The sequence below is a fragment of the Mucilaginibacter gossypii genome (genome assembly GCF_900100945.1).
GTDB classification, from domain to species: Bacteria; Bacteroidota; Bacteroidia; order Sphingobacteriales; family Sphingobacteriaceae; genus Mucilaginibacter; species Mucilaginibacter gossypii.
The window spans coordinates 431,348-451,031 of record NZ_FNCG01000002.1 but is presented as its reverse complement, the minus strand read 5'-3'; the positions used below and the strand labels follow the sequence as shown (position 1 = coordinate 451,031).

Annotated in this window: 23 protein-coding genes; 7 read left to right on the top strand and 16 right to left on the bottom strand. The window is 39.3% G+C overall.

The features are described 5' to 3' along the window. Position 1 precedes the first annotated feature (1 nt). Together BLS28_RS05415 and BLS28_RS05410 are read right to left on the bottom strand one after the other, a co-directional pair. Positions 2–2,986 carry a lantibiotic dehydratase gene (locus tag BLS28_RS05415; RefSeq protein ID WP_091163262.1) on the bottom strand — a complete coding sequence of 995 codons (2,985 nt, stop codon included), beginning with the start codon at positions 2,984–2,986 and terminating at the stop codon, positions 2–4. 390 nt (positions 2,987–3,376) lie between these two features. Then, positions 3,377–4,627: a DUF2130 domain-containing protein gene (locus BLS28_RS05410; protein WP_176844376.1), complete on the bottom strand. Its 1,251-nt coding sequence runs from the start codon at positions 4,625–4,627 to the stop codon at positions 3,377–3,379. 238 nt (positions 4,628–4,865) lie between these two features. Between BLS28_RS05410 and BLS28_RS05405 the strand changes: the two genes are divergently transcribed. Next, positions 4,866–5,264 (top strand): hypothetical protein, encoded by a 399-nt coding sequence (locus tag BLS28_RS05405; protein WP_129568859.1) that lies wholly within the window; start codon positions 4,866–4,868, stop codon positions 5,262–5,264. 470 nt (positions 5,265–5,734) lie between these two features. Here the strand turns inward: BLS28_RS05405 and BLS28_RS05395 are convergent, their stop codons facing one another. The 3 genes from BLS28_RS05395 to BLS28_RS05380 all read right to left on the bottom strand — a co-directional run bounded on the left by BLS28_RS05395 (position 5,735) and on the right by BLS28_RS05380 (position 7,940). Beyond that, positions 5,735–6,310 (bottom strand): YceI family protein, encoded by a 576-nt coding sequence (locus BLS28_RS05395; protein WP_090523809.1) that lies wholly within the window; start codon positions 6,308–6,310, stop codon positions 5,735–5,737. 170 nt (positions 6,311–6,480) lie between these two features. Then, complete coding sequence (locus tag BLS28_RS05390) at positions 6,481–6,702, bottom strand: YdeI/OmpD-associated family protein (RefSeq protein WP_091163259.1); 222 nt, start codon at positions 6,700–6,702, stop codon at positions 6,481–6,483. 416 nt (positions 6,703–7,118) lie between these two features. Then, the gene (locus tag BLS28_RS05380) at positions 7,119–7,940 is read right to left on the bottom strand and encodes an alpha/beta fold hydrolase (RefSeq protein ID WP_218134353.1); all 822 of its coding nucleotides are present in this window, start codon (positions 7,938–7,940) and stop codon (positions 7,119–7,121) included. 223 nt (positions 7,941–8,163) lie between these two features. Between BLS28_RS05380 and BLS28_RS05375 the strand changes: the two genes are divergently transcribed. Continuing rightward, positions 8,164–8,985, top strand: coding sequence for an N-acetylmuramoyl-L-alanine amidase family protein (locus tag BLS28_RS05375; protein ID WP_176844375.1), 822 nt, complete (start codon positions 8,164–8,166; stop codon positions 8,983–8,985). A gap of 238 nt (positions 8,986–9,223) precedes the next feature. Then, a complete protein-coding gene (locus tag BLS28_RS05370; RefSeq protein WP_091163256.1) occupies positions 9,224–9,871 on the top strand; it encodes an outer membrane beta-barrel protein in 648 nt (215 codons plus the stop codon). A 53-nt stretch (positions 9,872–9,924) separates the two neighbouring features. Here BLS28_RS05370 and BLS28_RS05365 read toward each other — a convergent pair whose 3' ends face one another. The 8 genes from BLS28_RS05365 to BLS28_RS05330 form a co-directional block, all read right to left on the bottom strand. Further along, positions 9,925–10,323: a GNAT family N-acetyltransferase gene (locus BLS28_RS05365; protein ID WP_091163255.1), complete on the bottom strand. Its 399-nt coding sequence runs from the start codon at positions 10,321–10,323 to the stop codon at positions 9,925–9,927. A 167-nt stretch (positions 10,324–10,490) separates the two neighbouring features. Next, positions 10,491–10,862, bottom strand: a complete 372-nt coding sequence (locus BLS28_RS05360; protein WP_091163254.1) for a DMT family protein — start codon at positions 10,860–10,862, stop codon at positions 10,491–10,493. 85 nt (positions 10,863–10,947) lie between these two features. Further along, positions 10,948–11,574, bottom strand: a complete 627-nt coding sequence (locus tag BLS28_RS05355; protein ID WP_143020701.1) for a hypothetical protein — start codon at positions 11,572–11,574, stop codon at positions 10,948–10,950. Positions 11,575–11,882: 308 nt separating this feature from the next. Further along, a complete protein-coding gene (locus BLS28_RS05350; RefSeq protein ID WP_090523794.1) occupies positions 11,883–12,098 on the bottom strand; it encodes a hypothetical protein in 216 nt (71 codons plus the stop codon). Positions 12,099–12,224: 126 nt separating this feature from the next. After that, entirely contained in the window at positions 12,225–12,440 is a 216-nt protein-coding gene (locus tag BLS28_RS05345; protein ID WP_091163252.1) for a hypothetical protein, read from the bottom strand. A 108-nt stretch (positions 12,441–12,548) separates the two neighbouring features. Further along, positions 12,549–12,830 carry a YciI family protein gene (locus BLS28_RS05340; RefSeq protein WP_091163251.1) on the bottom strand — a complete coding sequence of 94 codons (282 nt, stop codon included), beginning with the start codon at positions 12,828–12,830 and terminating at the stop codon, positions 12,549–12,551. 39 nt (positions 12,831–12,869) lie between these two features. Further along, positions 12,870–13,253 carry a VOC family protein gene (locus BLS28_RS05335; RefSeq protein WP_229701616.1) on the bottom strand — a complete coding sequence of 128 codons (384 nt, stop codon included), beginning with the start codon at positions 13,251–13,253 and terminating at the stop codon, positions 12,870–12,872. Between the two features lie 5 nt (positions 13,254–13,258). Then, positions 13,259–13,903 (bottom strand): TetR/AcrR family transcriptional regulator, encoded by a 645-nt coding sequence (locus BLS28_RS05330; protein ID WP_256337346.1) that lies wholly within the window; start codon positions 13,901–13,903, stop codon positions 13,259–13,261. Between the two features lie 252 nt (positions 13,904–14,155). Between BLS28_RS05330 and BLS28_RS05325 the strand changes: the two genes are divergently transcribed. Further along, entirely contained in the window at positions 14,156–14,377 is a 222-nt protein-coding gene (locus tag BLS28_RS05325; RefSeq protein WP_129568850.1) for a hypothetical protein, read from the top strand. A 206-nt stretch (positions 14,378–14,583) separates the two neighbouring features. Continuing rightward, a complete protein-coding gene (locus BLS28_RS05320; RefSeq protein WP_091163249.1) occupies positions 14,584–16,818 on the top strand; it encodes a tetratricopeptide repeat protein in 2,235 nt (744 codons plus the stop codon). A gap of 108 nt (positions 16,819–16,926) precedes the next feature. Here the strand turns inward: BLS28_RS05320 and BLS28_RS05315 are convergent, their stop codons facing one another. Both BLS28_RS05315 and BLS28_RS05310 read right to left on the bottom strand, forming a co-directional pair. Next, positions 16,927–17,289 carry a helix-turn-helix domain-containing protein gene (locus BLS28_RS05315; protein WP_091163248.1) on the bottom strand — a complete coding sequence of 121 codons (363 nt, stop codon included), beginning with the start codon at positions 17,287–17,289 and terminating at the stop codon, positions 16,927–16,929. A gap of 171 nt (positions 17,290–17,460) precedes the next feature. After that, entirely contained in the window at positions 17,461–17,796 is a 336-nt protein-coding gene (locus tag BLS28_RS05310; RefSeq protein ID WP_143020700.1) for a hypothetical protein, read from the bottom strand. 197 nt (positions 17,797–17,993) lie between these two features. On the opposite strand from BLS28_RS05310, the gene BLS28_RS05305 reads away from it, so the two are divergent. Next, on the top strand, positions 17,994–18,332 hold the full coding sequence (locus BLS28_RS05305) for a hypothetical protein (protein WP_091163246.1): 339 nt from the start codon (positions 17,994–17,996) through the stop codon (positions 18,330–18,332). Positions 18,333–18,465: 133 nt separating this feature from the next. Then, complete coding sequence (locus BLS28_RS05300) at positions 18,466–18,762, top strand: alpha/beta fold hydrolase (RefSeq protein WP_091163245.1); 297 nt, start codon at positions 18,466–18,468, stop codon at positions 18,760–18,762. A gap of 102 nt (positions 18,763–18,864) precedes the next feature. Here the strand turns inward: BLS28_RS05300 and BLS28_RS05295 are convergent, their stop codons facing one another. Beyond that, positions 18,865–19,281, bottom strand: coding sequence for a hypothetical protein (locus BLS28_RS05295; protein WP_091163244.1), 417 nt, complete (start codon positions 19,279–19,281; stop codon positions 18,865–18,867). Positions 19,282–19,684 lie beyond the last annotated feature (403 nt).

Below are 19,684 nucleotides of genomic sequence, written 5' to 3'. Positions count from 1 at the left end.
GCTATACTTTCCCGTTCCGGGCTTTTTCCGATTTAAGGAACTTTAAGAGCATCCCGTACAAGATGCATTCATGCAGGCGCTGCCGGCTGCTAAAATAGCGGTTAATTGCCATGTGGATCACGCTGCTCAAAAACTTCGCATTCCAATCAATAGTGTAGTTTTGCAGCAGTAATTCTACCTGCATTCTTTTTTGCCGAAGCAGGTCATCATATGCTAAAAGCAGGTTATTGAGGCTGCCATGATATTTTCTATATAACTGATCAATCTGTATTTTAACCGCCTTATCATCAAATTCGGCAAAAAAATAAGCCTGCTGCCTTTCAACAAATTGCAGTTGGTCGTTTAGGTTATTGCTCATCAGGTTTAGGTAATCTTTGATCAGCCAAAAAATCAGGAGCCAGTCTTCGGTATCATAGCGGTTGCTTTCAAGCAGCCTGAATACGCTGCAGCAAAACGAAGTTTCAATACAAAAAAGGCCCTCGGCTTGTTCAATTTGTTGCCCGTAACGTTCCAGTTCGCGCACGTAGGTATCAAGCTGTACAACATGAAGCTGCCCGCTTGTCAAAAATGGCGACAACACCTCGCGCACAGCCAGGTAAACATCCTGAAAATCACCGTCCTTAAGCAAATTAATCCTAACCCGAATGTGATTATCCGGGTCATGGTACCGGATAAAAAACCATTGTTTTATTTTAACAGTACCCGAATAATTTAACAGTTCATCCAATTTTAACAGCACCTCGTTGGCGATATTACTGCTGAGATATAGCTTGATAAATAACCACTCGCTGCCGGGAAAAAAATTACGCTGAAGCGTATTTTCAATATATTGGAAATATGGGGGCTTCAAAGGCCTATCGAAATGGAAGGGTGCAACAAACTGGTGCATGTAAGGATCGCCATCCACATCTTGTACAATAGCCTCATGCTGAAGGTGAATACACTCAGATAAAATCAAAACCGGGTCCTGCCTTGCTATTTCCTTTGCAAGTACCTGTATACTAATCTCATTTTCAGTATCAATCAGTAATTCATTATCGCCCTTTATTATATAAAATTTATCGGGCAGTAACCACTCATTCCTAAAGCTGTTAAACAAATCGCCGAATTTATCCATGAATTTTTCAGCCTTGCAAAGTTCACCCAAAATAGCGGGCGTAAACTTCCAGGTGGCACGGTGCAGGATAACGCCAAAGCTGGTTTCAACGCGTGGAAAAAACACAAAATCTGTAGAGAGTGCCCCCCAGTTAAAACTTAAGCTGCCATTGCCCCGCTGATGCTGGATATCGCACAAAAAGGTGTAAATGGGGTGCTGCGACCTGTTATAATTATAAGCACTGCTTAAGCGCGGAACTACTTCCCGCTGATGTTTTTTTGAAAACAATTTAAAAACGCCCTGCTCAAGCTTTATGTAGATATCGTCAAGCCTCAAAACTGAACTTCCCTTGGCATCATCAATATAAGCCAGTTCATGGGGCCAGAAAGGCGGGTGCATCATGACGTTTAAGATCCGTTCTTCGGGCATATGGATCACTTCGGCAAACATGGCATCCGGGCAGTTGGCGATCTCCTTTGCCGCTATCTCTAAACCTGTTTTATAAATTTCGGCATCCCCAACTGCAAACCGCGCTATCATGCTTAAAGCGCCGGGCCCGGTAACTCTCTCCAGGTATACCATATCGTTTTCAAAAAGCTGAAAAACCGCCGACATGGAAAATGGCAAATGATCCGGGCTGCGTTCCCTGGCAAAATTATCAGGTATAATAACTTTATACTGTTTTTCAATTTTGGCGCGGTTTAACAGATTAAGCATTTTAAAATCTATCTCTGTATAATCCACCCATGAAGGCCCCCCTTCGCTTCCGGTATACAGCCCTTCTGTAAAAAGGGTTTCATGCTCATACCATTGCCCGTATTCAATTCCCGTATCGGTGTCAAATGCCTCCAGGAGCGGTACGCTCTGCTCCTCATACCTTTTCCCGAACCTGCCTTTAAACTGCTCAATCCTTTTATTGGGAGCCACAGCACTCACATTATTAAGCAATGCAATCGCCTTAGTTATTTTCCATTGCAATGATTGACCAAGCTCCCGGCTTTCCAGCTCGTTAAACCTGGTTACATGCACCTGGTCTTTAAGTTCCCTGCCGGTTATGTGATTAGTAATTTGTTCAATAGCAGTATATAACGAAAACCAGTTTGAGCTTTCAACATCTCCATTATTAATTTTATTAAGCAAATCGACCAATTCATTAATGGTATCCCTTAATCCCGGATCATCAGTCTTTTGCAAAAAGACTGGAAAATCATACCCTATTGCCGGCTCAAATGCCGGTTTTAGCAGTTGCCCTTCAATAAGGTCATTAATAAACACAATGAAATCATCAGGCTCAAAATCCGGGAATTTTTCGAGCAGTTGTTGTTTATTCCATATTTTATCACCAACAACGGTAATTATGTCATCAAGCACCTCATTGCAGGCAATGGCGCTCACCTGGTAAACCCTTTGGTTATCAATAATTTGATAAGTAATAAATCGTAAATCGCCCCCAACTTTATAAAGGGTATTATTTAGCTTATATCCTGCAGATATTTGATTGGCATTTTCAATTTGTTTGGCAAGCGAGAAACTCACCACAGCGTCGGGCACTGCATGTCTCCTGAACTTTGCCGTAAGTTTTACTTTATTTGCAGCCCCCCAGTAAACCGATGAACAACCCGCAAACAGCCCAAACGGCGTAGCCCGGTTTGACATACGGGCCATATATTTATAAAAACTTGATAGTAATTGAGCTTCTTTAGCTTTCGTTTGCTGCCCGTTTGCAAAAAAAGCATCCAGTTCATTATAAAGCGATTTACTTGCCAGGTAAATACTTTCTTTGATTAACCTGTCATTCCATAATGTAAGCAAGTTTTTTTTATCAAGCTTTTGCCTGTACGACAAAGCAGCCGAGCGTAAAATTAAACCGTTAATAAAATTAACTTTCATTTGGATGTACAGGCAAGGTTCAGTATGTAAACAGCTAATTTAAGTAAAAGCTATTTTTATTAGCAGGTTTGTTATGAGTGTTGTCTATTTCTTTGTTTATAATATGATTAATTGAGTTAATATCGCCCTGCTTCATGCCTTTGTATTTAGCGCAAAAATTGATATACTGACAAGGCGATCAAAATAATTGCCATGCAAGTGCACTATCCAAAATAGGGCGGCAAAAACTCACAAAATATCATCCTTCGGTAATTAAGAACATTTGATTCCAGGCCTTCACTTATAGCCGAGGTTCAGGTTATCAATTTGCAAGCAATCCGCATGACACTGCATGATAACCACAAGCGGCGACGTTTGCGGTAGTATATGGACCGACTGAAACTACATTAATTACTCCAACAGCAACGCATCCTCATCATCGGTAAGGTTAAGCTGAATAGTATCACTCCCCGCAATCCCTTCAATACTGCCGCGGATGTGAGCGGCACTTAGCAGCACTTTATCCAATTGCTTTTCGCGGGCTTTCCAGAGTTTTTCCATGGCATCGCGTTCGCGCTGAATGGATTGGCGCATGCTCATATATCCTTCACGAATAGCCTTCCATTGCTCCGAAAACTCGCTGCTGGTAAGGTAATCATACAACAGGTGCATTTTATCACCTTTATTATCCTGTGATTTGGCCAGGTTTGATAATTTCATCACCCCATCTCTTAAAATGTAGGATACTGCCTTCACCTCATCAAAACTACAAATCCAAACCCCGTCACGCTCGCCAAAACAATCCATGCCTTTTGGGTAGCATTGGGTTACAATAACGGCTACATCAACCCCCATGCTGCGCATGTCTTTTTTAAGCTTCTCGATCCAGTCTGCCGAAAAAGCATTGGTACGCTTGCTTTCATAAATAATGCGGCCGCACTCCTGGCCAAACTGGTTACGCACGGTTTGTACGCAGTCGGCACCGCGTACGCCCTTACCTACTTCGCTTATGATATCGAACGGGAAATAATTGCGTAATAACTCTTCCAGTATCAACTCTTGGGCTTCGCCCTGCAGCTGCATAGAACCCTGCTCGGCTTTGCGCTTCATTTCATCAGCCAGTTTCTTCTGGTCGTCAAGCTGTTTTTCAAGCTCTTTTACCTTTAGCTGGTATTCGGTATCTTTTATGCTGTGGCGTTCTGCTTCCTGCTTGCGGATCTGATCGGTAAGTTCGTTCCGCTGCTCCTGCAGCTTGCGCTGCACTGCAAGCTCCATTTCCTCTTCCTTTTGATGCAGTTGTTTCTCGCGCTGCAAAAATTCCAGCTCTTTCTGGCGTGATAGTTTTAGTTTTTCCTCTGTTTCAGCGGCTGAATTTTTGAGAAGTACAAGCTGGTTTTCAAAATCCTGGCTTATGGTTTTACGCAGGTTGTCTTCAAGCGTTTGCTGCAATTGCTTTTTTTCGTTGTTAAGCCTTTGTTCAAAGGCTGCCTGCTGCTGGCGCTCCTTATTTAAAAACTCCTCATCCTTTTTGCGGTATTCTTCTTCTTTTTGACGGGTATAATCCATCATTTTAACCCTGAGCTCTTTTTTATACTCCTCGGCCATTACCTCCTCTATCGGAAAACCGAAACCACAACTTGGGCACTTAACTTCTGTAGCCATATTATTTATATAAAAGCTGAGAGCTGAATGCACAAAGCTTTAAGCTAATAACTTGATTATTGATATTATTCAATTACTTAATAAAAGGAAAATATTTCCTGTAAATCAAAGATAGGGATTTTACTGTTTAGCACATGATATGGTAACCCATAAGGGGTATTAACATTATTGTAACAAAATGAAACTACAATGATAACAATCTGTTGTAATTGCCGTTTAAAATACCGAAGTTTATAACATGCAGATATTGAGAATTGGAAAGGTAATGTGGAGTCACGATTATGACCTGGCCACATTAGGGTTGGCAAATGACGGAGGAGCATTATTTGCATTTACCCCGCCACCACACCATTACAACGGCGAAATTATACTTACCCCTAAAAGCCTTGTACTTGACGGCGATAGCTATGAACATATCCCGCTTGATAGTCTTGAACAGTTATATTTAGGTTTTGACGAGCTTTACAAACGTTCGATGGTACGGAACAATGGTTTATTCTGGCAGCCGTTAAGATTACGCTACAGGCTAAAAGAAGAGCTTATCACCTTATATCTTATTGTTGATCATACCCTTTTTGGAGCTAAAAATCAATTGTGGTTTAATACCCTAAAACAACTGCTTTCCCGCAAGGCCTAAGCGGACTTTCTTTTTTCCCTCGTTTTACCGGCGCTTCTTTCAAAGCTAAGCAGTTACTCAGCAAATTACCAATTCAGGTTGTAAAAATACCGTGTAACGGGTATTTTATAAAAAGAAACATAGTGGCATATTTACAGCGCATTAGTTGCGCTAAATACCATTATCACTTTTATGAAAAAACTTGGTTTCCTGAGGCTATTCTCCTGCTTACCCCTCATCGCCATCATCATTCCTGACATAACCGAAACGCTTATCAATCCGGAGTTTAAAGTACCCTTTACACATGTCATAGCAAGCGCGGCCCTTATTTCAATAATTAGCATTTGCACCTTAATAATCCGCTATCAAAAAAAGCAGGGATTAAAAATGCAATATCTGCCTTCCCAAGCATAGATCTTCCACTGCCTGTATCATAAAACAAGAAAACGGCGCGGGTTATCCGCGCCGTTCCTGTTAATATATTTTTGCAATTATTTGGCTTTGCCAAACTCACCATTTGCTTTAATAGCAACTTCGTCGCTTACCATAGCGTTGCCAAATTTTGAACCGAAGTTAAAATCAGAACGTTTGATGGTGCCGGTTAACTGGAAACCTGCATCATCAGCTTTGCTCATTGGGTTTTGGATAGTACCACGGTACCATAAATCAAATGAAGCCGGTTTGGTTACACCGTGTAAAGTTAAGTTACCGGTAAGTTTGTAGTGCTTATCAGATGTTTTGGTGATACCGGTGCTGGTAAAAGTAATAGTTGGGTAAGTAGCAACATCAAAAAAATCAGGGCTTGTGATGTGTTTATCGCGCTGATCATTATCTGTAGTTACTGAGGCTGTTTGTATGCTGATCTGAAATTTAGCGTCGCTGAAATCAGGTTTAGCGGCAGTGATGGTTGCATCATAGTTTTTAAAAATACCATCAACATCAGATACCATTAAGTGGGTTACTGTAAATTTAACGTTTGAGTGAGCTTTGTCTACAGTCCAGGTAGTTTGTGCTGATGCCGCCGTGTAGGTGAATGCTGCTGCTAACAGGATAAAAATCTTTTTCATTGTTTTAATTTCTTTTTTTGTTTTTGATTTATGGCTCAAAAGTATGTAAATGATCCGGACTTCAAATAAAATAAATGTTTAAACATGTTTTTATTGAAATCAGATGACAATATACTACCATTTTAGTAGAACTTACAAGAAAAACAAACTATTTCCGGGGAGATTTATACTTAGGTTTTTAAGGTTTTTTGTTTGTTACGGAGCATGATCAATGCCTTATCGGCCCTTACTTTACGGGTAGCCTCCTGCTTAGCCGAACCTACCCAATCACAATAACCTTGTTTATATGATTTGGACAGGCTTTCAAAAAACGCACGGGCGTCTGCATCGTTGTCAAGCAGAGCCTGCAGTTCGGCAGGTGTATCTTCAATATGTTCACCGGGTTTAAGCATGTTTTTTTATCTGGGTTTACTTCCCAATAAAGATAATATTAATTGGAATAAACACCGGGCTGAAAAACCATAATAACGGCAAGTAAAACTATTAAAAGAAATGAGATGGTTAAAAGCGTGTCGATAAGCAGCCTTTGGTTTTTTGATTCCATATTACTTTACTTAAACAGTAAAAGCTGCAGGTTAGCTTACGGTTGAGTTATTGTGAAAACGGCATCAGGCCGTAATTAGTATAGTGAAATTGCCCCAAAAGCATATGTAACGCAAATTTTATAAAACCTAAGGCAAAAAAAATTGTTACCCAAAGCAATTGAGATTTTACTAAATTAAAGTAATCATGTGAGATAGCCCGGCGTACCAACCGGGCCATCTTTTTAAATACCTTGTAACCAATTACATCCCCCTTTTTATATCCCTTAACGCCGGTGAAACGGTTGCTCAAAAAAATCATCCACTTTTTTATTAAACTCATCGGTATGTTCAACCAATGTGCCATGACCCGAGTTGGGCAGGATCCATAAATACGCGTTCGGAATATTTTCGGCTATCTGAACAGTGTGCGTTGTTACTATAAGGTCATGGTCGCCGGCAATAATCAGCGACGGGCATTTAATAGCTTTCAATGCCGAAAGTTTAATATGGGGTTCTTTATAATCAAGCATAAACACCTTCCTATCGTTCTTTTCTTTGGCGGTGATAAAATGATAATCCTTTTTGGCGGCATATTCTTTTTCCATATCCTTCCATAAGGAAGGTATAAGGGCTGTAGAATCGGGCCAGAGGTTGGCACCGGTCGAGGCCAGTTTTATTACTTTGTTGGGATGGCGCATAGCCATCACCAGCGCGTTAATGCCGCCGTCGCTCCATCCTATCACATAAGCCGAATCGATATGCATTACATCGAGCAGGGCAGCAAAATCATCGGCCATCATTTCAAAAGTAAGTGAATCGCGCGGATCGGTGGACTTGCCATGTGCACGGCTGTCAACAGCTATTACCTTGTACTTCTTTGCAAAATAGGGTATATTTTTTTTAAAAGCATTGATGCTGCTACTGTTGCCATGTATCATCAGCAGGGGTTTGCCTTTACCATAAACTTCGGCATACAACTTTATTCCCCTAATATCATAATATTTACCGGCAACGGCATTATCGCCATAAACTACGCCTTTTTGCTGACTGCAGGCCAAAAATGCCTGACATACCAATACAATTAACAACAGCTTTTTTAACATCATGATCACACCTGTTTAAGTCATTAAATATACATACATAATGCAAAGTTTAAACTTCTGTTACGGACCCGGGCTATTATTTTTTAGATAGTGCTGTAAATCAAACATGTATTATATTTGCGCACTTTAACAAATGCGCTTTTTAAACCATACGGTTAAAACAATATCATACCTATAATTATTTGTTATAGAATGAATGTTTATAAACCTGTATACATATATGTTCATGCCTGCTTCCTTTCCCAAAAAATATAAAATATTTATTTCGCTTTTTCCCTTACTATGCGTGATGTTCACCGCCAGGTGTTTCGGGCAACAGTCTGCAACAGCAAGCCCCAATCGTTTCAAATTTAAAACGGTTATTATCGATGCCGGACACGGAGGCAAAGATCCGGGATCGCACGGGACTTATTCAAAGGAAAAAAACGTTTCTTTAAGTATCGCCAAAAAGTTAAGGGATGCTATAAATGATGAAATGAGCGGCATTAAAGTAGTAATGACCCGCAGTACCGATGTTTTTATTGAGTTGCACAAACGTACCGATATCGCTAACGACAATCACGGCAACCTGTTCATTTCCATTCATTGTAATTCATCGCCCCAGCGAAAAGGATCATCGAGGGGAACATTGTTGCTTGTATACGGCTTTCACCGCAGCCAGGAGCAGCGTGAAGCCTTGCGTGAAAATGCTTCGATATTTATAGAAAAGGATTACAAAGAAAAATACAATGGCTATGGTGATGATGCTGCGGTAAATACTATTGTACTTAACGCGTTTCAGCAAAAATACCGCAAGCAAAGTATACAGTTTGGTGATTTGGTTGACAATCAGTTCCGTAAAACCAATGGAAGGCATAGTTTGGGCGTAAAGGAACAGGGTGTTTTGGTATTGGCACAAAGCGGTATGCCTGCCGTACTGGTTGAAACCGGGTTTATCAATAATCCATCTGATGAAGCATATCTGAACTCGACCAGCGGCCAAAACGAAATTGTACGATCAATCCTAACAGCGCTAAAGCAATACCGTAATAATTTGGAGGGGAATTAACAGTAACCCACCTTACATCATCACCCTAATTAAACATTTATGCTTCGTTCTGATATTTATTTTATTGAATATTAGCACAACTATAAAAAATCCGTTATAACGAGTTTTTATAACTTATATTATCTATTTCAGCTCAAATTAAATTTATTTTATAAATATTATTAAAAGCCTTTCTCGGGCAAAATATCTTTTGTGTTTTTCCGTTTCAATAGCTCAACACACCAAAACGTTAACACAAATGAAAAAAATCCTAATCTTAATCCCCGTATTTTTATTGGCTTTTCAAATATCAAAAGCCCAAACCGAAAAAGGTTCACAAACATTAGGTATCGATCTGCAATTTATGTATCAGAAATCGACGCAAAACGCTTTTCAGTCGGTCCCCAACCCTTACGAATCTGAAGTTAAAAATACAAATTTCAGCATCGGTCCTAACTATAGTTATTTTATAGCAGATAAACTTGATATTGGAGTAAGTCTTAATTACGCCCACACCTCACAAAACGGTAAAAACAGTAATTATCCCAACAACGTAACTTCACATCAATATGGGGCTGCACTATTTCTGAGAAAATATTTTATGTTCGGCGATAAATTAGGGCTTCGCGCAGGACCGTATATCGGATACAGTCGCTACGATTTCAGATCAGCTGATACAAGTACTCCAACTAAAACTGACAGTTATGTAGCAGGAGCAACAATGGGTCTTGTTTATTACCCTACAAAAAAACTTGGCGTAGCCGCCACATTGGCCAATTTCTCTTACAATCACAGCAAGATCAAAGACGATTATAACAGCCAGATTGGAAGTACCAATAACGTTAATTTCAATATAATTAACAATGGCGTATTGCTCTCTGTATTTTATATATTTGGCGGTAAATAAACGCTAAATCACGGCAGGATGAAAAGATATAAACTTATCGTCCTGCCCTTATTTTATTTTACCCTGTGAATGATAAAGCCGTTACGAACAGTTTCCATACCTACTTTAGGATAATACTCCATAGCTGTTGCGGCCGAAAGCAATAAAAGCATAGTTTCATCGCCAATAGCTTCTTTAGTTAGTTCAATCAGCTTTTTGCCTATTCCTTCTTTTTGATAAGCTTTAGTAACCGCCAGGTCTGAAAGATAGCAGCTGTAACAAAAATCGGTTAGCGCGCGAGATATGCCTACCAGTTTATCACCATCCCAAGCGCTTACCACAAGGTTTGAGTTTTGGTACATCCTGGCAATCCGCTGCTCGTCATGGGTTGGGCGTTTCAGCCCGGCTGTATCATAAAGTTCTATCACTTGCCGGGCGGATGGTATTGTACCGGTTTTATAAGTTATTTCCATATTGTTATTGAGTTGTTTACAAGCTATTAATCAAATGTAAACAGCATCTGCGTTATCCCAATAAGCCAGGATTAAGAAAGCAGGTAGTCCAGCAAATATGAAAACGGGAAGCGGGCGGTAAGTTTTACAGCGTATCATTCAGACCGCTTTACCTAAGTGTTAGTTAATTACCATTTTTTAAAAATAACAAATACCGCCAGCACAATTAGTCCGAAACCTACTAAATGGTTCCAGCCCAGTTTTTCATTTTTGAAAAGCAGGGTTGTGAAAATCATAAATACCGTGAGCGTAATCGCTTCCTGAATGGTTTTTAATTCAACCAGGGTAAAGGGGCCGCCGTTTTCCTTAAAGCCTCCTTCGTTAGCAGGTACCTGGAACAGGTATTCAAAAAATGCCAAGCCCCAGCTTATAAGTATAATGGCTATTAAGCTTAGGTTTTTGCCCCATTCGTACTCTTTAAACTTAAGGTGTCCATACCAGGCAAATGTCATAAAGGTGTTGGATATAAACAGAAATGTAACAGTGCGCAAGCCTTTCATCAATACAATTTTTTGTGTAAATATCAATAAATTGAGATTGATAACACCGGCGGCTGTAAATTGTTATGCTATTATTTATAACAATTTAAAATTTAAAAACCAGCTCGGCCCCAAGCGAAAGAGAATTCCAGTTTTGTTTTGCCGAAACATCGCCCAAAGTTAGTTTCTGGGAAAAAAAATTATATTTTGATTCGATGCTGACCCCTAACTTAGGAGTTATCGGAAATATCACCCCTACTTTAGGAGCATAATATAATGATTGCGACCATTTATCATAAACAAATGGATCTACGCCGTCAATTTCATAACCTACAGCAAAATCAGTAAAATATACCCCTAAGTTCACACCGCCATATACCCGGAAGTTATCGGCTATATCAATATTATAAGCAGCACCACCATACGCGGCAATTACGGGCATATCCGCATAATACGTATTAGCAGTTGAGCCGGTGCCTTCAACTTCCTCTGAAATTAAATATTCATCGGGCTTAAAGTTCATGTACCCTACGCTCAGATTTGCGGTAAAAGGGCCTAAGAACCTGTAAACGCTGGCATTAAAACTATTGGCAGGCTTAAAGGTATAATTAAAATTGCCCTGCGGAATATCAACACCTGTACCTGCGGCTATGCCCCAGCCATCGCTAAAATTAACGGCGCCACTGCCTCCGCCACCATACGTTAACGCCCGGCTTGAATGATGCTGGGCCATAGCAGTATTAAAACAACAAAACAGTATAAATATTAAAAATATCTTAAAACAGATAGCTGATTTTTTCATGAGGAGTAAGTGCGCCTTACGGGGAGAAGTTAGATAATGGTGTTTAGGGTTCATTTACCCGTAAAAATAAAAAAATAAAGTTAACCCCGAACACTAAATTAATTTCATAACATGTAAAGCCACAAAAAAGCCCGGCCTAAATAAACCGGGCAACAGGGCTTTAAGGGTACTAAACAATATATTGGGTTTATAATGATTAATGTTAAAAACTACTGTAACTGGCCGAGGCCAGTAATTTATTATTGCAACTGTGAACCTGGCCTGTCGCCAAGTTTCCGGATATAGGCTATGCCCAATGTACAAGCAATTATAAAAAGAAATAAAAAGCATTCAATGTATATATGAAACGGCGAAATATCTTGAAAACGGCCAACTATAAAAGTAGAAATATCAGGCAGTAATAAGCCGAACAATGGAAAGCCGGCAAACATTCTTAAAATTGCTAATTTTTCCATAATATTTTAAGGTATCAGTTAATACGTCTAATTTAACACTTTAGAGAGTAATTAAAATAATATTTATTAAAAAGCAATAAATATTTTCGATATGGTTAATGTGAGTTTTTATAGATTTAAACAGCATCAGAGTTTATAATATTCCTCAATTGAGCGGCCTATTTCCTGCAGAGGGATTAGATGATCTCCAAAACGATGCTCGATAATTTCCCAGTAACCTTTTGTTAACCTGGTTATGGTGTAAAAAGCCGAGTAGTTTAATACACTGAAAGTGGTTTCATTAACAACCGAAGGTATGATTTTATAAGTCCGCTTATTAACTCTTAGTTTAAAAGGCTCCATGGGCAATCCGTTTACCCAAAAATATTGTGTAGTATACAGATATACAAGCGTGACGCACCCCGTATTTTAACCCATTTTACACTACGTATTTTCACCCTGAAAAAAGGGTTAAAAAGGCATTGCTTTTACCAATTCAAGTACATTTTGTTTTATCGCGGGATCGTTTTCAATAATCTGCACAAGCTCATTATCATCTGAAAAAGAAACTATTACAAAGTTTCTATCCTGGTTCCAGAAACTACCGCTTATAACAACTTTGCCATTGCTTTTAAGATCATCGTAATAACCATTTCTATCAACTAAACATTGTTCGTTATCCGCAAGGCTGTCAATCTCTTGAAAAAAAAGCATCACGTGATGCGGATCTTTATAGGCTGATGCATGTACCATAAGTTGATTATTTAATTTAATACTTAATTATTACACTCATTAAGCTAAACAGGTAACTTCCGTTAATATATTACCCGGAGCATTAAAATAAAACCCATAACCGCCACGCAAAGGCGCAGGGGCTTGCGTTACAGCTACTCCCCCTTTTACCAGCCGGTCATAAACTTCGGCAACCTGTTCATGACTGTCAACCAAAAAACCGATATGAAAAGCATCGGGGTAACTGTTATTGCCATTCCGGTTAAAGGTATCAGCCATAAGCACCAGGATAAAACCATCCTTGCCTTCCATTACGGCCAGCATATTATTACCTTTTACGCCAGTACATTTAAAATTAAAATATTGCTCAAAAAATTCAGAGCAGGCGGCAACATCGGTCACCGGCAAATTAACATGATTAAGTTTAATAGTGGTTGCTGACATACTGATCAAGGCTTTAATGCTTTTAATACCAGACCCAATGCTTGCTCCATCAGTTTATCATCCAATTTAAAACTGCTGTTCACATAGCTGTTGCCCTGGTTATGAAATTTGATAAGCTGATAAAGAGGCGCATATGCTACCGCCCAATAAACCTCAAAAGGCAGTGGTATCAGTTGCTGCTTTTTTTCGGCATTACGCATAAATGCTCCCAGTACCTGCCCAAAATTAACGGTAAGCATGGCGGTTACCTTTTCATAAAAATGGGTATAGCGCATAATTTCAATAAACTCCATATCTAACGGACATTGCATGAAATACTCAAGACGGTTGCGCCATTGTACCCTCAGCCCATCTGCAAAATCCATATCAGGCGAAAAATTTTGAAGACTAAAAGTCATCATCTTTTCAGCTACGCCAACGCAAATACTGCTTATTAATTCTTCTTTATCTTTATAATAAATATAGATAGTAGCGGGTGATACCCCTGCCGACCGCGCAAGCTTGTTCACTCCAAAACCGTCAAGGCCTTCAGCCACTATCAATTCTATCGCCTTCTGGCGTATTTTGTATTCTTTATGTTCGTCGCGTGGCCTCATTTCAACGCAAAAATAAGTGAGCATTCGCTTATTTAAAAATTTATTTTTATTCATTTTGGATATGGGCTAAAAACCTATATCACCCTAAAAAAATCTATAAAAAAACACGGAAGTTAAAACAATAACCGCAATGTAATGTTCTATCAACACTTAATTAACTAAAAATTGCAGAGGCTTTTTGTAAACGATGCCTTCGAAATTGTTAGCCGGCTGATTTTGAGGGTTTCAATGGAATGAATGCAATTTTATTTAAATTACAAAGAAATAATACGTACCTTAGCATTGTCATACTAAATGTTAATAATTATGGAAAAATTAATAATATTAAGAATGTTCTTTTGCTTCCCCCTTGTTGGTCTATTGGTTCCGGATGCAGGTATTTTGTTGTCAAACTTCCCTGGCAAGGTTCCGGTAATTCACGTTGTAATTGAGGTAGCATTATTGGTGTGCATTGCGCTTTGTACAGCCGCGATAGCATATGGAAAAAAACGGAATCAGGACAGGACAAACGAAGCTTCTTTTTCCTGATCATTGATAAAAAAATAAAGGAATATTCCTGCCCGGTTGTAATTAAACTCTTTAAAATTGGGGCTTTTACGCCCCAATTTTATCCCCAATGCCCATTACCCCCCCCACTCTTTTCTTATCAGTTATAAGATATTTCATTATGGTATAAGTTTTGCCATAGTCAATAACAGTTTTTTATTGATATTTGATAAACCGCTGCCGTGTTCATGAAAAAAATTCTATTTCTGCTTTTTTTGCCGCTATGTTCACTTGCCCAAACAGCAAGTAAATATATCCAGGAGGGAAACTCAAAAGCCAATGTAAGGAATTACAAAGATGCCATACAAGATTTTACACGTGCTATAGAATTAAACGACAAAAACGCAGACGTTTTTTATTACAGGGCCAATGCATATGGCAACCTCAAAGACTATAAAGCAGCTATTAATGATTATGCTCAGGCCATTGTCCTAAAAGCCGATTTAACCAACGCCTACCTTTATAAAGCCAATGCAGAGGCTGCCATACAAGATTATCAGGCCGCCATTATTGATTTTGACCGCGCGATAGCGTTAGGACCTAAAACTGCAGACATGTTTCACTACAGGGGCAATGCCAAAAGTAATATGAGCGATTATACCGGCGCTATTGCCGATTTTACCACAGCACTTCAATTTACACCAAATAACGCCGATCTTTACAAGTACCGGGGCCTGGCCAAAAACAATAACAACGATTTTACCGGAGCCATTGCTGATTATAATATGGCTGTTAAACTAAGCCCTAACAGCGCCGAAATCTATCAATACATGGCAGGCAGCAAGGCCAGCATAAACGATTATAATGGCGCTATTGCTGATTATACCAAAACACTATCGCTTAATCCCGATAACGCTGAAGCTTATTTTTACCGGGCAAATACCAGGGCAAAACTAAATGATTTTAAAGGTGCGGTTGATGATTATAAAAAAGCGGCTGCTATCAACCCCAACCTTAAAAACCTTTTGCTTTACATGGCCAATGCCCAAAGCAGCCTGGGCGATTCAAATGGCGCTCTTGATTATTTCAACAAGGCAATTGCTCAATTCCCCCGGAATGCAAATCTGTACCTATATCGTGGAATTATTAAGAGCGACAAAAAAGATAATAATGCCGCGTTGGAAGATTTTAACAAAGCTATTGCCCTTGAACCCAAAAACGGCGATGCATACCAAAGCCGTTCATTTTCAAAGCTGGCATTAGGCAATTACGAAGGCGCCAGGGCTGATGCCGATTCGGCAATTAAAATAAACCCTAACAGCATAAGTGCTTACGTAACCTTAAGCAAAGCTAAAATGGCCATGAAGGATACCGCGGGAGTGATTACCGATTTAACAAAAGCAATCAACCTGAACAGTAAAAGCGATGAAGCTTACCTGTCGCGCGGCGATGCTTATCGCGATTTAGGAGTTCCCTTAGCTGCTATTAACGACTATACCAAGGCGATTGCTATAAACCCGGTTTATACTTATGCCTTTTTAAACCGGGCCATTGAAAAAACCAAACTGGGCGATTATGCCGCAGCTGTAACTGACCTCGAAAAACTGATCAGTATTGCCCCGCAACAACAAAATGGTTATTCACGATTGGGTAAAATCAATAATTTTTTTAAATACACTAACAATGGCGTACAAATATTTAACAAGGCTATAGCACTTAACCCTGCAAATGCTGATTTTTACCTTTATCGGGGTGAAGCAAAAGCCGCCACCGGCGATGCCAAAGGGGCCATGGCCGATTATAATACCGGTGTACTAAAAGCCCCTAAAAATATAACGCTATTATTGAAGCGGGGCCTGGCCAAAGCAGACGCTGAAGACAACAACGGAGCTATAGCCGATTTGAGCAACGCACTAAAAATTGACTCACTATCAGATTCAACCGCTTTAGTATGGCAAGCGCGGGGCTTTGTAAAAGCCAAACTTAAAAACTATAAAGGCGCCCTGGCTGATCTCGACCGTGCTGTGTCAATTTACTCAAACGACGAAACCTTTTTAATCAGGGGCGATACTAAAATGGCTATGAAGGATTATGCCGGCGCTGCCGATGATTATCATAATGCCATTTATATGAACGATACCAATGTAAAAGCTTACTCGCATAGCGGTATTGCTAAAAGTAGTCTCGGGGACGCCCAGGGAGTGAAAGAAGATTTTGCAGCCGTGTTTAAACTTGCCCCTAACAATCCTGATCTATATATTGACAGGGCTGCCGCCAAAATAAATTTAAAAGATCTGAACGGAGCAATTTTAGACTGTAATACCGCTATAAGCCTTGACGCGAAAAATGGCCGTGCTTATCTACAAAGGGGGCTTGCAAAAATAGCACTTGATGATAAAACCGGCGGCTGCGCCGATATGAATAAAGCTTTAAGTATGGGCGCAAAAGAAGCATCTGATTTCATTATAAAATATTGCAAATAACAATAACTTTTTATTTACAATACTCGTATAATAAGTAACTATTAACTGATCTATAAATAACAACCAAGCCCCGAAAGGGGCTTTTACATTTACGCGGACTTGGAGTGGCTATACCGCCTTCTTATCTTCTATATGTAATTGCGCGCGTAGCTCTTTCAATTCCATTTCGTAGGCGCGCATACGGGCCTGTAAAATATCAACCTCGGTACGCATCATTTGTATTTCGGTAATAAGCTTGGCCGATTCGGGTTTGTTGATTATTTTTTCGCCTGTACCAAGAATAAGCCATTCGGGCGAGTATTTAAGCTGGAAACAGAGTTTGCGGATAAGATAATAGCTAATATCCTGCTTTTTGTTGATCACCTTGCTAATGAAACCCTGATCAACACCAATGGCCCCGGCAAGCCCCAGCTGGCCGCCGTGCTCTTTAACAACTACCTTTAACCGTTTTATAATCGCTTCGTCAGACATAAGTGACTGCAATAATAATCATTTTGTTTATCCATGCAATATATAATTGCTTTATTGAACAAGCACCCAAAACAAAAAAGGTCAAATGCCCCAACAGCAGATGACCTTAAAGTAAAACTAACCAACAAAAACTATATATGACAATAAAATAAACTCAGGTTAAACCATAAATTATTTATTTCCTAAATTTTCAAGCAGCTCGCCAAGCTTATCATTATAAACCGGCAAACTGATCTTTCCTGCATGGTACTCATCTGCTATCTGTTGCAGGTTTGCATCTATTTTTTGCTTCGCATCGTTACGAATATTCGTATGACAGGTATCAGCACTGAGCCCGGCATTAATTTTACTTATTTTTTGATCCATGCATCGTTTCATCAGTAACGGCTGCACATCATTCGCGTTTTTCAGCAATAAGTTAACCCTGCTGCGTTGTTGCTTATCAAACTGTAAAATAACAAATACCAGTCCGAGCCCCGCTATCATAAACAAATAAAAATAATCCATATAAAGCTCTGATATTAAACATTCATTATACATTTTAATACGAAGCCAATAAAATAAGGTTGCATAATATTTAAAACTTTTTTCGAATATTTTTCTAACACAAAAATCCCCGCGCACAAATTTTAAAATATGTATAAAAAGCCGACCTTTACATTCACAATCTCTTAACAAAAGAAATACATAAAATTGCGATCATTATGAAACCGGGCGATAAGGTAATTTGTATAAATGACAAAATAGATCCTGAAAAGATGGCTGAAATACGGCAGGACTTTGAGATTTGGATCACCAAAGATAAGGAATACACCATACGCGAAATACTTGATAACAATGGTATTGTAACCGGCCTGTTGTTGGAAGAAGTACACAATTTCCCCAAATTTTTTAAACTGATAAACCGCTTCCAGGAACCTGCTTTTGCCCAGTGGCGTTTCCGCAAACTAAACTACGCAAGTCCGGAAGCCGAAGCTGTTAGCGAAGATTTGGAGCTGGTTGAGCATATTGAAAAAGAACAACAGCTGGTAAAAGTAAAATAGCGTCGGGACCTGCATCCCGGCCCTCCTTCAGGCAACAATGATCGCTTTGTTAAAATAAGTTAAACATTTGCTGCAACCTATTCATAAACGGATATTTATATAGCGAACCTGCTGCATATAATTATCTGTCTGTATGAAAAAGTTACCCGCATTGTTTTCACTGGCAACCTCAATTGGATTGTGGTATGCCTGTACCCAGCACCCGCAAAACAAAAACGCTATTGATAAGTCTGCCGTAAAAATCAGCAACCATGGCGTTAACATTGCCTATACAGATACAGGCAAAGGTGATACCACATTGCTTTTTGTACATGGACGACGCATTAACAAAAGTTACTTTAACAATCAGGTAAAATACCTTGGTAATAAATACCGGGTTATTACGATTGATTTGCCTGGTTATGGCCAATCAGGTAAAAGCCACAACTAATAGACGGTGAATGATCTCAAGCCTGTAAAACGGTATTTAAAGCAATTTTAACAACACGGTCAATTATGAATTAAATGCCAAACAGCATATTTTATAGCTAATTTAATACGCATAATCACTTGCAGCACCCTCTTCTACAAGTTGTGTAAGCAAAGCTTTCAATACAGCTTCGCGGGTCCATTGCTGTTCGGGTGACGAGGCGTCCTCTTTATACCATTGCAAGGGGGTGTTAATTTCGATGCGGGCCTTGTAGGCAAAGTTTTTGGTTGGGTGTAATTTGGTACCCTCGTAACTATTCAGATTTTCGGCTTTAATGATCCGGGCAAGGTCACGGATCCGGATATCTACCTGAAGGCATTCATCAATTGAGTTTTTAAAATCCTGTTTATCCTCCAGCCACAAAGTAAGCACTTCATCGGTAATATCGTGTTCGGCAATAGTTATCCGGCTGTAATCATAGTCAACCGATATAATAAGCCACCAAAGCTGGCTTTTAAGTTTTTGAGAAATTTTTATCATGATAATTAGTGTATTGATTTCGTATTATTTTAATTGAGAATTTAAGGCCGTAATACCTGCAACCAGGTTATGACCGTTTAAAAGCGGGCATCCATCCCGGCATATACTTTTGGATAGCAGCAATTTCATCTCTATATTTTTCACATGCAGTTTTGTAACCCTCAAAGCGCTGCAAAGCCTCATGTTCATTCAAAGTATCTCGATTATGTTGATTGCTATTACTTCCTGTCAATTGCCGCAGGGCCGAAAATACTATATGCATGGTGGTATGATATTGATTATTTATTGATATTATTTCTTGATTTTAAATTACAGAATATCGTACTTAACAAAAGAATACTCTTTATAAAACGAAACGAACATTTTGATTTGTAAATAATTTGACTTACATTAGCATTTATCA